General features: G+C 74.0%; 1 protein-coding gene. It reads right to left on the reverse strand.

Annotated elements, in window-relative coordinates:
• Positions 1 to 55 precede the first annotated feature (55 nt).
• A complete protein-coding gene (locus S1361_RS38830) occupies positions 56 to 14914 on the reverse strand; it encodes a type I polyketide synthase (RefSeq protein ID WP_243769015.1) in 14859 nt (4952 codons plus the stop codon).
• Between the last annotated feature and the right edge of the window lie 922 nt (positions 14915 to 15836).

The following is a 15836-nucleotide window of genomic DNA, read 5'->3' on the forward strand; positions in this document are numbered from 1 at the left end:
TGCGGCGCAGTGGGGTGCACAGGGCCCGTCCATGGCCGGGCCCTGCTCCACGGGGTCAGGAGCTGCCGAGTTCGCCGTCGAGCAGGTCGAAGAGGTCGTCATCGGTGGCCGCGTCGAGATCGAAGTCGTCGTCGATCTCGATGACGCCGCCCTCGCGGCCGTCCGGCTCCGTGGACGCGGATTCCTCCGCCGCGGGCAGCACCAGTTCCTTCAGCTGCCGGGCCAGGGCCGTCGGCGTCGGGTGGTCGAAGACGAGGGTCGCGGGCAGCCGGAGCCCGGTGTCCCCGGCGAGCCGGTTGCGCAGTTCGACCGCGAGCAGCGAGTCGAACCCGAGCTCCTTGAACTGCTGGGTGGGTTCGATCGCGTCGGCCGGGGAGCGGCCCAGGACCGTGGCGACGTGGCTGTTGACCAGGTCGAGCAGGATACGGGTCCGCTCGGTGTCGGGCAGCGCGGCCAGCCGGTCGGCCAGCGAGGGGCCGTCGGTCCGCCGCACGGCCGCCGCGGTCCGCCGGGCCGGCGGCCTGACCAGGCCGCGCAGCAGGGCGGGCACGTCGGTCGCCGGTGCGTTGCCGGGGGCCCGGAGCCCGGCGAGATCGAGCCGGGCCGACACGAGGACGGCCTCGTCGGACCGGAGCGCGGCGTCCAGCAGCCGCATGCCCTCGTCGGAGGACAGCCCCAGCATGCCGCTGCGCCTGCTGCGCCGCAGATCGGTGTCGCTCAGGTGCCCGGTCATCCCGCCGGCCTCGGCCCACAGGCCCCAGGCCAGGGAGACCGCCGGCAGCTTCTGGGCCTGCCGGAGCTGGCAGAGCGCGTCGAGGAAGGCGTTGGCAGCGGCGTAGTTGCCCTGCCCCGGGTTGCCGAAGGTGGCGGCGGCGGAGGAGAACAGGACGAACGCGGCCAGGTCCAGGTCCCGGGTCAGCTCGTGCAGATGCCATGCGGCGTCGGCCTTCGGGGCGAGGACCGCATCGAGCCGCCGCGGGGTCAGCGAGGGGATCACCCCGTCGTCCAGGACGCCCGCTGTGTGCACCACGGCGGTCAGCGGGTGCTCCGGCGGGATGCCGCCGAGGACGGCCCGGAGCGCGTCCCGGTCGGCCGCGTCGCACGCCTCGACGCGTACCTCGGCGCCCAGCGCGGTCAGTTCGTCGCGCAGTTCCCCGGCGCCCGGCGCCTGCTCCCCGCGCCGGCTGGTGAGCAGCAGATGCCGGACACCGCGTTCGGCGACCAGGTGCCGGGCGACGAGCCGGCCGATCATGCCGGTGCCTCCGGTGATCAGCACGGTGCCGTCGGGGGCGAGCGGACGCTCGTCCCCGGCGGGCCTGACGGCGGTCCGGGCCAGCCGCGGCACGAACAGCGCACCGGCGCGCAGGGCCAGTTGGGGCTCACCGGTGGCGACCGCGGCGGGCAGCGCCGCCCGGGAGGCCGCGTCGGTGTCGAGGTCGGCCAGCACGATCCGGTCCGGGTTCTCCGACTGCGCGGAGCGGACCAGACCCCAGACCGCGGCGGCGGCCGGGTCGGTGACCTCGCCGGAGGCGTGTACGGCGACCGCGCCCCGAGTGACCAGCACCAGCCGTGACCGCTCCCGAGCCGGGTCGGCGAGCCACTCCTGGAGCAGGGCGAGGGTACGGCCGGTCAGCTCACGGACCCGCTCCGGGCCGTCGGCACCGTCGGGGCCGTCCCGGTCCGCGTCCCCGACGAGGCCGAGCAGGTCGACGAGGACGGCACCGGGCGCGAAGGAGTCACCGAGCGCCGGCAGGTCTCCGGGCGCGGAGGTGCCGACGGGCGCAGGAGTGCCGGCAGATGTGCGGTCCGCGGGCCGTGGCACCGCCGTGCCGTCCGTGGTCGGTGCCCCGGTTGCGGTGGACAGGAGCTGTGCCGTGCCCGTCGTGGGTGCGACCGGTTCGCCGTACTCCACCAGGCGGGCTTGCGCGGTCGGCCGCGCCAGGGGGGTCCACTCCACCCGGAACAGCCCGTCCACCGGACCGGAGGAGGCCAGGCGGCCCGGGTCGAGCGGTCGCAGGGCCAGCGAGCCCACCGTCAGCACCGGCGCACCCGAGGTGTCGGCGGCGCGCAGCGTCATCCCGCCGGAGCCGTCCGGGGTGATCGCGACCCGCAGTGCCGTCGCCCCGGACGCGTGCAGTTCGACGCCGCTCCACACGAAGGGCAGCAGGGGGCCGTCCTCACTGCCGCCACCGACCCCGGCGAAGCCGCCGGCGTGCAAGGCGGCGTCGAACAGTGCCGGATGCAGTCCGTAGGCGCCCGGCCCGGTGTCCTCGGGCAGCGCCACCTCGGCGAACACGTCCGCTCCGCGCCGCCACACCGCGGTCAGGCCCTGGAACAGCGGTCCGTACTCCAGACCGGCGGCGAACTGCCGGTCGTAGAAACCGTCCATGTCGACGGGCTCGGCGCCGGCCGGGGGCCACGGCCCGAGGTCGAAGTCCGCGCCGTGGCCGCGCTCGGCCAGCACGCCGTGCGCGTGCCGGGTCCAGGTGTCGCCCTCGACGCAGCCGTAGACACTCACCTCGCGCCGGCCCGTCTCGTCGGGACCGGCGACCTCGACCTGGACGCGGGTGCCCGGGCGGCCGTTCACCACCAGCGGCACCTCGACGACGAGTTCCTCCACGACGCCCGCGCCCACCTCGTCGCCGACCCCGACGACCAGCTCGGCCAGGGCCGCGCCGGGCAGCACGCCGACCCCGGAGACCCGGTGTTCGGCGAGCCAGGGGCTGGTCACCGGGGAGAGCCTGCCGGTGGCGAGCAGTCCGCCGGTGCCGGGCAGCGGCACCACCGCGCCCACCAGCGGGTGGCCCGCCGTATCCAGCCCGACGGCGTTCGCGTCGCCGGACCCGGGAGCCTCGGCGTGCCAGTAGTGCGCGTGCTGGAAGGCGTACGTGGGCAGGTCGACCCGCGCCGCCCCGGTCCCCGCGAACCATGCGGCCTCGTCGGTGTCCACACCCCGGACGTGGAGACCGGCCAGCGCCTTGAGGACCTGCCGCAGCGAGCCCTCGTCACGGCGCAGGGTGCCGGTCACCACGGCCGTCACAGCCGGACGGCCGTCGAGCACCTCCTGCACCCCGGTGGCGACCACGGGGTGCGCGCTGACCTCTACGAACACCCGGTGCCCCTGGTCCACCAGTGCCTCGACGGCCGTCTCGAACCGTACGGTCTGCCGCAGGTTCCGGTACCAGTAGCCGGCGTCCATGCCGGTGCCGTCCTGCCAGGCGCCGTCGACCGTCGAGTACAGCGGCACCTCGGCGCGGCGTGGCGTCAGCCCGGAGAGCAGGCCGCCCAGTTCCTCCCGGATGAGTTCCACGTACGAGCTGTGCGAGGCGTAGTCCACCGGGACCATGCGGACCCGGACGCCCTCCGCCCGCCACTCGGCGTGGACGGCTTCGAGCACGTCGGGTGCGCCCGCGACGACGACCGAGGAGGGGCTGTTGACGACGGCGATCTCCACGCCGTCCGGCATGCGCCGCGCGACCTCCTCCTCGGGCAGCGCGACCGACATCATGCCGCCCTGCCCGGCCAGGCCCCGGGCGATGGCCCTGCTGCGCAGCGCCACGACCTTGGCGGCGTCCGCGAGCGAGAGGGCGCCCGCGACGGCGGCCGCGGCGATCTCGCCCTGGGAATGGCCGACGACCGCGTCCGGTGTCACACCGAGCGAGCTCCAGAGAGCGGCCAGGGAGACCATCACGGCGAAGGAGACGGGCTGGACGACGTCGACCCGCTCCAGGGAGGGCGCTTGCCCGCTCTGGCGGATCACGTCGAGCAGCGACCAGTCGACGTGCGGGGCGAGGGCCTGCGCGCACTCTGCCATGCGGGCCGCGAACACCGGTGAGCTGTCCAGGAGTTCGGCGCCCATGCCCACCCACTGGGAGCCCTGGCCGGGGAAGACGAAGACGGTCTTGCCGTGGACGTCCGCGGTTCCGGTGACCAGCTCGGGGGCGGGTTCGCCGGCGGCGAGTGCGGCGAGGGCCGCCCGGGCGTCGTCCCGGTCGGCGGCGATCACGACGGCCCGGTGTTCCAGGGCGGCCCGGGTGGTGGCCAGTGAGTAGGCGACGTCGGTGGCGGCCAGGGCGGGGTGGGCGGCGAGATGGCCGGCGAGGCGCTCGGCCTGGTCGCGCAGGGCTACCCGGCTCCGCGCGGACAGCGGCCACGGCAGCGGGCCGCCCGTCCGCAGGGGGCCGGTCACGGGCTCCCCAGCCGTCGGTTCGCTCTCCTCGGTGGCGGGGGCCTCTTCGATGATGACGTGGGCGTTCGTGCCCGAGACGCCGAAGGAGGAGATGCCGGCGCGGCGCGGCCGTTCACCGGCGGGCCACGCACGGTTCTCGGTGAGCAGCTCCACCGCACCCGCGGACCAGTCCACCTTCGGCGTCGGCTCGTCCACGTGCAACGTCTTCGGCAGCACACCATGACGCAGGGCCATGACCATCTTGATCACACCTGCCACACCCGCGGCAGCCTGGGCATGCCCGATGTTCGACTTCAACGACCCCAGCCACAACGGACGCTCCGCCGGCCGGCCCTGCCCATACGTCGCCAGCAACGCCTGCGCCTCGATCGGATCACCCAGCGTCGTCCCCGTACCATGTGCCTCCACCGCGTCCACGTCCGCGGCCGTCAGCCGGGCGTCGGCCAGGGCCTCCTGGATGACGTGCTGCTGCGAGGGTCCGTTGGGGGCCGTCAGCCCGTTGGAGGCGCCGTCCTGGTTGACCGCGGAACCACGGACGACCGCCAGCACCGGATGGCCTTGCCGCCGTGCGTCGGAGAGCCGTTCCACCAGGAGCACCCCCACGCCCTCGGACCAGGCGGTGCCGTCGGCGGAGGCGGCGAACGCCTTGACGCGGGCGTCCGCGGCCAGGCCGCGCTGCCGCGAGAACTCCACGAAGGTGTCGGGCGAGGCCATCAGCATCGCGCCGCTCGCCAGCGCCATGGAGCACTCGCCCGTGCGCAGCGCCCGTATCGCCAGGTGCAGCGCCACCAGCGAGGAGGAGCAGGCCGTGTCGACGCTGAGCGAGGGTCCTTCCAGGCCGAGGAAGTAGCTGACCCTGCCTGAGGCGACACTGCCCGCGGTTCCGGTGAGCCGGTAGCCCTCCAGGTCCCCGGCGTCGTTGTGCATGCCGAAGGTGTAGTCGTGGCTGATCAGACCGGTGTACACGCCGACCTTCGCGCCCCGCAGCGAGCCCGGGTCGATGCCGGCCCGCTCCAGCACCTCCCATGAGGTCTCCAGCAGCAGCCGCTGCTGCGGGTCCATCGCCAGCGCCTCGCGCGGCGAGATCCCGAAGAAGCCGGCGTCGAACTCGCCCGCGTCGTACAGGAACGCTCCCTGCCGCACGTAGGAGGTGCCCGGCCGGTCCGGGTCGGGGTCGAACAGGCCGTCCAGGTCCCAGCCCCGGTCGTCCGGGAAGTCGCCGATGGCGTCGGTGCCCTCGGCCACCAGCCGCCACAGGTCCTCGGGCGAGGCCACCCCGCCGGGGAATCGGCAGCTCATCGCGACGATCGCGATCGGGTCGTCGTCGACCGCCGCCGTGGCTGGTGCCGAGGGGGCGGCGGCGGGTGCTTCGGCCCGGTCACCGAGCAGTTGGGTGCGCAGCTGACGGGCCAGGGCGGTCGGGGTCGGGTAGTCGAACACTGCAGTCGCGGAGAGCCGCAGGCCGGTGCCGGTGCCGAGCCGGTTGCGCAGCTCGACGGCGGTCAGCGAGTCGAACCCGGCGTCCTTGAAGGCACGGCCGGCGTCGACCGTGTCCGGTGACGCGTGCCCGAGGACGGCGGCCGCGTGCCCGCGTATCAGGTCGACGAGGAACCGCTCCTGCTCGTCGGCGGGCAGCGCGACGAGCCGGTCGGCCAGTGAACCACCCGTCGGGGCCGCCCGGTGCGCGGCCTGCGGACCGGTGCGGACGAGGCCGCGCAGCAGCGGCGGCACCGGGGCGTCGGGGGATGCGGTCCGCAGCCCGGCGAGGTCGAGGACGGCCGGGACGAGTGCAGCGTCCGCCGCCTCGACACCGGCGTCGAACAGGGCCATGCCGGTCTCCGCGGTCAGACCGCGCATCCCACTGCGCTTGGTGCGCTGCAGCGTGGCGTCGTCCAGGTGGGCCGTCATGTCGCTGCCGTGGGACCAGAAGCCCCAGGCGAGCGAGGTGGCGGGCAGGCCCTGGGCGCGCCGGTGCCGGGCGAGCGCGTCGAGGAAGGCGTTGGCAGCGGCGTAGTTGCCCTGCCCCGGGTTGCCGAAGGTGGCGGCGGCGGAGGAGAACAGGACGAACGCGGCCAGGTCCAGGTCCCGGGTCAGCTCGTGCAGATGCCATGCGGCGTCGGCCTTCGGGGCGAGGACCGCATCGAGCCGCCGCGGGGTCAGCGAGGGGATCACCCCGTCGTCCAGGACGCCCGCGGTGTGCACCACGGCGGTCAGCGGGTGCTCCGGCGGGATGCCGCCGAGGACGGCCCGGAGCGCGTCCCGGTCGGCCGCGTCGCACGCCTCGACGCGTACCTCGGCACCCAGCGCGGTCAGTTCGTCGCGCAGTTCCCCGGCGCCCGGCGCCTGCTCCCCGCGCCGGCTAGTGAGCAGCAGATGCCGGACACCGCGTTCGGCGACCAGGTGCCGGGCGGTGAGGGCACCCAGGCTGCCGGCCCCGCTGACCCACACGGTCCCTTCGGGGTCGAGGGCGCGCGGCACGCTCAGCACCACCTTGCCGATGTGCCGGGCCTGGCTGAGGTGGCGGAACGCCTCGGGGGCGTGCCGTACGTCCCAGACCTTGAGCCGCGGCGGCCGCAGCGCCCCGCTCTCGAACAGGCCGACCAGTTCGGTCAGGATCTCCTGGATGCGCTCCGGCCCGGCCTCGACCAGGTCGAACGCGTGGTAGGCGACGCCGGGGTGGGCTGCCTCGACCTCGGCGGCGTCCCGGATGTCGGTCTTGCCCATCTCCAGGAACGTGCCACCGCGTGGCAGCAGTTCCAGGGTGGCGTCGACGAACTCGCCCGCGAGCGAGTCGAGGACGACGTCCACGCCGCGGCCACCGGTCGTGGCACGGAACCGGTCCCGGAAGCCGAGGTCGCGGGAGCTGGCGAGGTGGTCCTCGGTGAACCCGTCGGCACGCAGCGCGTCCCACTTGCCGGGGCTCGCCGTGCCGTACACCTCCGCACCCCAGTGCCGGGCGAGCTGCACCGCGGCCGAGCCGACCCCACCGGTCGCCGCGTGCACCAGCACGAGCTGTCCGGCCCGTAGTCCGGCGAGGTCGTGCAACCCGTAGTAGGCGGTGAGGAAGGCGATCGGAACCGAGGCCGCCTGCGGGAACGACCACTCGCCGGGAATGCGCACGAGCTTGCGGCGGTCGGTCACCGCCAGCGGCCCGAAACCGTGCTCCAGCAGGCCCATCACCCGGTCCCCCGGCGCGAGTCCGGTGACGCCCGGACCGACCTCGACGACCACGCCGGCGCCCTCGCCGCCGAGCGCCGCCTCCCCCGGGTACATCCCCAGGGTGATCATGACGTCACGGAAGTTGACGCCGGCGGCGCGGACGCTGACCCGGACCTGGCCCTCGGCCAGCGGGGCAGCGCCGGGACCGGGCACCAGGGCGAGGTTCGCCAGGGTGCCGCGCTCGGTGACGTCCAGGTGCCAGGCGGGGGTGCCCACGGGGACGGCCAGCGCGCCGCCGGTGCCGCGGGCGAGCCGGGGGGCGCTGGGTGCGCCGGCCCGCAGTGCCAGCTGCGGTTCGCCGGTGGCCAGTGCCGCGCCGAGGGCCTTCCGGGAGTCGGGGTGCCCGTCGAGGTCGACCAGCGCGATGCGGCCCGGGTTCTCCGACTGCGCGGAGCGGACCAGGCCCCAGACGGCGGCGGCCGCCGGGTCGCGGATCTCGTCGGCGCCGTCCGTGGCCACCGCACCGGAGGTGGCCACGACCAGGGTGGCGGGCTCCAGTTCCGGCTGTGCGGCCCAGCTGTGCAGGGCGTCGAGGGCGCGGGCGGTCAGGGCGCGGGCCCGTCGGGGCGCGTCGGCAGCCTCCGGGGGGTGGTGGCCGGACGGGTCCGCGGGGTCGGTGGGGCCGGTCAGGTCGACCAGCAGGGCCTGGGGCACGCTGCCGCCCGCGCGTACGGCCTCGGCGAGTGCGGAGGGGTCCTCGAACGCGGTCAGGGGCACGGGGTGTCCGGCCGGTGCGACGGGGGTCCAGTCGAGGCGGAACAGCGACTCCTGGGCGGCCGAGCGCGCCGCGGACAGCTGCCCGGTGGGCAGGGGGCGGAGTACGAGGGAGTCGATGGACAGGACGGGCGTGCCGGCCGGGTCGGCGGCCCGCAGCGTCATCCCTCCGGATGCGGTGGGACGGACCGCGACCCGCAGGGCGGTGGCACCACGGGCGTGCACCGCCACCCCGCTCCACGCGAACGGCAGCAGCGTGCCACCCTCACCACCATCCCCGACCCCGGCGAGGATCCCGGTGTGCAACGCCGCGTCGAACAACGCCGGATGCACCCCAAAACCCTCCACGTCCACCCCCTCGGGCAGCGCGACCTCGGCGAACACCTCCTCACCACGCCGCCATGCCGCCCGCAACCCCCGGAACACGGGCCCGTACTCCACCCCCGCACCGAACCCGCCGTCGTAGAAACCGTCCACCACCAGCGGCTCGGCCCCCGGCGGCGGCCACTGCCGCAACTCGAACCCCGCCTCCGCCTCCCGCGCACCCAGCACCCCACGGGCATGCCGTGTCCAGCTCTCCCCGTCACGGGAACTGTGCACACTCACCTCACGACGGCCCCGCTCGTCCGCCCCGGCCACCGCGACCTGCAACCGCAGCCCGCCCTCCTCGGGCACCACCAGCGCAGCCTCGATCACCAGCTCCTCGACCGCACCCGCGCCCACCTCGTCCCCGGCACGCACCACCAGCTCCACCACGGCCGTGCCGGGCACCACCACCACACCCGCGACCCGGTGCCCCGACAGCCACCCACTCGACGACAACGCCAGCCGGCCCGTGGCCACCACACCACCCGACTCCGGCAACCGCACCAACGCACCCACCAGAGGATGCCCAGCGGGCTGGAGGCCGAGGCCGTCCGGGTCGCCCGCGCCGGCGGTGGACTCCGGCCAGAACCGCTCGCGCTGGAACGCGTAGGTGGGCAGCTCGACCCGGCGCGCACCCGTTCCGGCGAAGAGCGCTCCCCAGTCGGTCCGCAGGCCGCGTACGTGCAGGCGGGCGAGTGCGGTCAGTACGGCCCGCTCCTCGGAGCCCTCGGCGCGCAGCGTGGGCACGAAGGCGAGGCTGTCCGGGTCGCCGGTGACGTTGTCCTGGGCCATGGCGGTGAGGACTCCGCCGGGACCGACTTCCAGGAACGTCGTCACACCCGCGTCCGCCAACCGCCGCACCCCGTCACCGAAACGCACCGCACCGCGAACATGCCGCACCCAGTAACCCGCCGACAACAACTCCCCACCCGCCACCTCACCCGACAGGTTCGACACCACAGGAACCGACACCGAACGAAACACAAGCCCCGACGCAACCCGCCCGAACTCCTCCAACACCGGCTCCATCAACGACGAATGAAACGCATGACTCACCACCAACCGCTTCGTCCGCCGGCCCCGCCCCGCCAACTCACCCACCACCTCCCCCACCACATCCGCCACACCCGAAACCACCACCGCCAACGGCCCGTTCACCGCCGCGACATCCACCCCCGAACGACCACCCACCACCTCACGAACCTCAGCCTCACCAGCCTCCACCGCCACCATCACCCCACCCGACGGCAAACCCCCCATCAACCGGCCCCGCTCCACCACCAACCGCACCGCATCCGGCAGCGACCACACCCCCGCCACATACGCCGCCACCAACTCACCCACCGAATGACCCGCAACGAAATCCGCCCGCACCCCCAACCACTCCAACAACCGGAACAACGCAACCTCCAACGCAAACAACCCAGGCTGCGCAAACTCCGTACGATCCAGCACCCCCTCCCCACCCTCGAACACCACCTCCCGCAACGACCGCCCCAACAACACATCAGCCTGCGCACACACCGCGTCGAACGCCTCCGCGAACACCGGAAACCGCCCATACAACTCCCGGCCCATCCCCACACGCTGACTGCCCTGACCCGAGAACAACAACGCCAGCCGCCCCCCGGCCACCACCCCCTCCACCACACCAGCCACCCGCTCACCCACAGCCACCCCACGCAACCCCGCCAACACCTCACCACGCCCCTCCCCCACCACCACCGCACGGTGAGCCAGCTGGGCACGGGTCGTGGCGAGGGAGTAGGCGGTGGAGACGGTGTCGTGCTGGTCGCCGCGTTCCAGGAAGGCGGCCAGCCGGGCGGCCTGGGCGCGTACTCCGCCCGGAGTGCCGCCGGAGACCAGCCAGGGCAGTGTCCCGTCGTGTTCGGCGGGCTGCGGCTGGACGGGGTCTCCTTCGGGTGCCTGCTCGACGATCACGTGGGCGTTCGTGCCCGAGACGCCGAAGGAGGAGATGCCGGCGCGGCGCGGCCGTTCACCGGCGGGCCACGCACGGTTCTCGGTGAGCAGCTCCACCGCACCCGCGGACCAGTCCACCTTCGGCGTCGGCTCGTCCACATGCAACGTCTTCGGCAGCACACCATGACGCAGGGCCAACACCATCTTGATCACACCCGCCACACCCGCGGCAGCCTGGGCATGCCCGATGTTCGACTTCAACGACCCCAGCCACAACGGACGCTCCGCCGGCCGGCCCTGCCCATACGTCGCCAGCAACGCCTGCGCCTCGATCGGATCACCCAGCGTCGTCCCCGTACCATGCGCCTCCACCACGTCCACATCCGCGGCCGACAGACCCGCCGACGCCAACGCCCGGCGGATCACCCGCTCCTGGGAGGGGCCGTTGGGGGCCGTCAACCCGTTCGACGCACCGTCCTGGTTCACCGCCGAACCCCGCACCACCGCCAGCACCGGATGCCCCGACCGCCGCGCGTCCGACAACCGCTCGACGAGGACGACAGCCACGCCCTCGGACCACGCGGTGCCGTCCGCGGCTCCGGCGAACGCCTTGATCCTTCCGTCCGCCGCCAGCCCGCGCTGCCGGGAGAACTCCACGAACACACCGGGGGTGGACATCACGGCGACGCCGCCGGCCAGCGCCATCGAGCACTCACCCGTGCGCAGCGCCTGCACCGCCAGATGCAGCGCCACCAGCGACGACGAGCAGGCCGTGTCGACGGTGATGGCCGGGCCCTCCAGGCCCAGGGTGTACGACACCCGGCCAGAGGCGACGCTGCCCGCGGTGCCGATGCCGATGTACCCCTCGGTCCCGTCGGGGACCTTGCCGAGGTTGTCGGCGTAGTCGTGGTGCATCACGCCGGAGAACACTCCGACCTTGCTGCCGCGCAGCGAGGCCGGGTCGATGCCGGCCCGTTCGAACACCTCCCACGAGGTCTCCAGCAGCAACCGCTGCTGGGGGTCCATGGCGAGCGCCTCACGGGGTGAGATCCCGAAGAAGGCGGCGTCGAACTCGGCCATGCCGGTCAGGAATCCGCCGTGCCGGACGTACGAGGTGCCGGTGTGGTCCGGGTCGGGGTCGTAGAGCCGTTCGAGGTCCCAGCCGCGGTCCGCGGGGAACGGCGAGATGGCGTCCTCACCGCGTTCGAGGAGCCGCCACAGGTCCTCCGGCGAGTCGACACCGCCGGGCAGCCGGCAGCCCATCGCGACGATCGCGATCGGCTCGTCCGGCATCACCGGTACGGCCCGCTCGTCGGGTGCCGGTGTGGTGACGTGGCCCAGCAGTGCGGTGTGCAGGTGGCGGGCGACGGCGGTCGGCGTGGGGTGGTCGAAGGCGAGCGTCGCGGGAAGCGCGAAACCGGTCGCTGTGGTGATCCGGTTGCGCAGCTCCACCGCGGAGACCGAGGTGAAGCCGAGCTCCTTGAAGGTCCGGTCGGGGGCCGGATCCTCACCGACGGCCATCTCACGGACCGCGTCGAGCACCAGGTCGAGCAGCAGGCGGTGCTGCTCGACGCCGGGCAGGTCGCCCAGCCGGGCGCGCAGCGCGTCCGACTCGGCCTCGTCCGCCGCGGCCGCGGCCACGGGCGCGTCGATCAGGCCGCGCAGCAACGCCGGTACCGCGGCGGCGCGCAGCGACGTGGTGTCGGGCCGCATGGCGGCGAGGCAGGGTTCGTCGGCCGCGTGCGCGGCCCCCAACAGGGCCAGGCTCTCGTGCATCGGCAGCACTCCGACCCCCGCCGGGGCGTCCTCGGCGGCGTCCTGGTCCCAGGGGCCGAGCGCGAAGGAGAGGGCGGGCAGCCCGGCGACGCGCCGGCGCTGGGCAAGCGTGTCGAGGAGGACGGCCTGGGCGGCCCGCTCCCGCCGGCCGGGCGCGCCGAGCAGCCCGGCGACGGAGGAGACCAGCACGAAGGAGACGTCCGGGAGGGAGCGGGTGGCCTCGTGCAGCCGGTCCGCGCCGGCGGCGACCTGCTCCAGGCCGGTGGTCTCCGCCGGTGCGTGCACGACGGCGGTCAGCGGGCGGGTCGCCTTGGCCAGTACGGCCGCGAGAGCCTCGTCGTCGGTGATGTCGCAGGCCGCGAGGCGTACCTGGGCACCCGCGCGGGCCAGTTCGGCTCCCAGCGCGGCGGCGGCCCGGTCGGCGCGGCCGTGCGGGCTGATGAGCAACAGGTGACGAGCCCCGTGCCCGGCGACGAGTTGCCGGGCCACGGCGGCGCCGACCAGGCCCTCGGCATCGGTGACCACGACGGTCCCGCGCGGGTCGAGGAGCGGCGCCGGTTCCCGGTCGGCGACGGAGGAGACCCGGGCCAGGCCCGGCAGCAGCACCACTCCGCCGCGGACGGCGAACTGCGTCTCGCCCGCCGAGAGCGCCACCGGCAGCGCCGCCACCGACGCCGCGTCGCCGTCGACGTCCGCGAGGACCAGGCGGCCCGGTCCGTCGGGGAGTTCGGCCTGCGCGGAGCGCAGCCAGCCCCACAGCGGGGACCGCACGGGGTCCTCGATGTCCTCGGCGGAACCGGCGGCCACCGCTCGCCTGGTCAGCACCACGAGCCGGGCCTCGGCGAACCGGGGGTCGGCCAGCCACGGTTCCAGCTGCTCCGCGAGCTCCCGGAGTGCGGCTGTTGCGGCCCGCCCGGCACCGGTGGCGGCCTCGGGTGCGGCCGTGAGGTCCAGGACCGTCACCGCTGGGACGGGGTGTCCGGCATCGGCGTCGAACCGCACCGCGTCGAGTCCGTCGTACCGTTCCACGGGCACGCCGGCCGCCGCCAGTGCGCCGGCGGTGTCCGTGCCGCCTGCCACGGCCCAGCGGCCGGGTTCGGCCCGGGGTGCGCGCACCGAGGGCAGCGGGGTCCAGTCGAGGCGGAACAGCGACTCGTAGCGCCCGCTGCTCGACGCCCGCAGCCGGGTCGGCCGCTCCAGGAGCACATGACGGGTCACCTTCCCGGAGGCGGTCCGCGGGATCCGGTCGATCTCGTAGAGCTCCTCGGGCACCTTGTAGTACGACAGCTGTTCGCGGCAGACGGCGAACAGCTGCTCCAGGTCGAGCCCTTCGGGGCCGGGGACCAGGAACGCCACAGGGACCTCGCCCAGTACCTCGTGCGGCTTGCCGACCACGGCGGCGTCCGCCACGCCGGGCACCCGGCGCAGCACCTCCTCCACCTCACCGGGGTGGATGTTCTCCCCGCCCCGGATGATGAGTTCCTTGATGCGCCCGGTGATGGTGAAGTAGCCCTCGTCGTTCCTGCGGGCCAGGTCGCCGGTGTGGTACCAGCCGTCCCTGAGCGCGGCGGCCGTCGCCTCGGGCTGGTTGTGGTAGCCGAGCATGACGCTGGGGCCGCGCACCCAGACCTCACCCTCCTCGCCGGGTGCGACGTCCAGCCCGGTCTCCGGGTCGACGAGCCGTACGCCGAGTCCCGGTACCGGCAGTCCGCACGAGCCTTCGACGCGGGCGCCGGTGGGCCAGTTGATGGTGATCGAGCCACAGGTCTCCGTGCTCCCGTAGGCGTCGAGCAGCGGCGCGCCGAAGACCTCCTCGAAGGAGCGGCGCAGATCCGCCGTCGTGATGGCTCCGCCGACCAGGCACATCCGCAGGGCGGGCGCCCGGAACCCCTTCTCCCGCGCCGCCCGGACCAGGTAGTGGTACATGGTCGGTACGCCCGCCAGGAAGGTCGCGTTCTCCTCCTCCAGGACGGCGAGCAGCTCGTCGGCGGAGAAGCCGTCCACGATCCGGGCCGAGGCGCCGACAGCCGTCACGCCGAGTACGCACGCGATGTGGGACAGGGAGTGGAACAGCGGCAGCGGCCACACCACCCGGTCCTCGGCGGACAGGTCCGGTACCGGGACGTAGCAGGCGGCGACCGACCACAGGCAGTTGCGCTGGGTGGAGAGCACGCCCTTCGGCTTGCCGGTGGTGCCGGAGGTGTAGAGCAACCACGCCACGTCGTCCAGGCCGAGGTCGTCCCGGGCCGGCAGGGCGGGCTCGGAGGCGGCGAGCGCGGCGAACGACAGGGTTCCCGCCGGCGCGCCGCCGGGTGTCCCGGCGGCACCGGTGACGACCACCCTCAGGTGCGGCCGACTCGTCACCAGCCCGCTCAGCAGGGCGGCCCTGGAGGGGTCGGTGATGACGACACGGGCGCCGCTGTCGTCGAGGAGGTGCGCCAGTTCGGTCTCGGTGACCCGCGGGTTGAGCGGCACCCCGACCGCGCCGGCGCGGGTGATGGCCAGGTAACTCTCGACGGTCTCGACGCTGTTGCCCAGCAGGATCGCGGCCCGGTCGCCCGGCTGGAGCCGCAGACCGGCCAGGTGCCCCGCCAGCCGCCGTGTGCGCAGCTCCAGTTCGGCGTAGGTCACGCTCCGCTCTGCGTCGCGGAAGGCCACCTTGTCCCCGAAGCGCTCGGCGTGCCCCTTCAGGAGGTCGGGAAGCGGCCGGATCAGCTCGGTACGGAGCATGTCACTACACCTCTCGGTCTGGCGAAGCACCCGGCAGCGGCCGGATGGAGCCCTGGGACCAGCGCGTGTGAACGCCTGCCAGGCGCACGGCTGCCGGGACCAGTCTCAGCGGACCGAGGCAGGGTCCGCCCCCCTGACCATCCCCCTAACAGCTCCCAGACCTGTCCCCCCTGGGACGGCGGGCCGACGGCGCGCGAAGGGGCTCGCTCGCAGCCGTACCCATCCTGGCGAGGGCCTTGGCCCGGGCGGTTCGGTATGTCGCACGACGAAGCGGCCGCAGCAGTCGCAGACGTATTGAGCCCACTCTCCACTCGTGGCGGTTACGGCAGCCCAGCGGCGAGTTCGGAATTCTTTCTCATCGGAGCATCAAGCGCGCCGGCTGTGACGCCCTACTACGACGCCGGCCGCCTGGCTTGCGTAGCCGTCAGCGCACTTCGCGGTCCACAGGTCACCTTGGACGGGCTGCGGCTCGTCGGCCGCGTCCCGGCCGAGCTCGAAGACGCCTTCGCCGAGTACACGTCCACGAACGGCCACGATCTGCGCTACTCCCAGCATGCGGACCGGGTTCCGAGACGCTCGGAGTCGTCCTCCGGGCCCAGCCCGCCGCAGACGTTGTTCTGAGCAGGCCGGTGTCGGTCACCTCCACCTGGGCCGAGCGTCGCTGTGATGTCGAGTTCCGCACTACCCCAGAGGACGGACGTCGGCATGCTGGGTGGGACCATCTCTCCAAAGGAGCTACCACCCAAGCCGATGCAGCCCCATCACCAGGTGCGGTCCCGCCACTCCTCTGTGGGATGCGGCCTTCGGTGAGCGGGCGATGCCATGGCCGCGATCGGCGACCACTGCCACCGTCCTGGCCGCCCGGGTGGTAGCGCCGGCGCCGGGGGTCGTAGGTGGAGCACCTGCACGCCAGCCCCGCGTG

Origin of the sequence: Streptomyces cyanogenus, assembly GCF_017526105.1 — a bacterium.
Classification (GTDB): Bacteria; Actinomycetota; Actinomycetes; order Streptomycetales; family Streptomycetaceae; genus Streptomyces; species Streptomyces cyanogenus.

Bases quoted from the DNA above. Each gene is read 5' to 3' on its own strand.
- S1361_RS38830 (WP_243769015.1), bottom strand. From the start codon at position 14,914: ATGCTCCGTACCGAGCTGATCCGGCCGCTTCCCGACCTCCTGAAGGGG.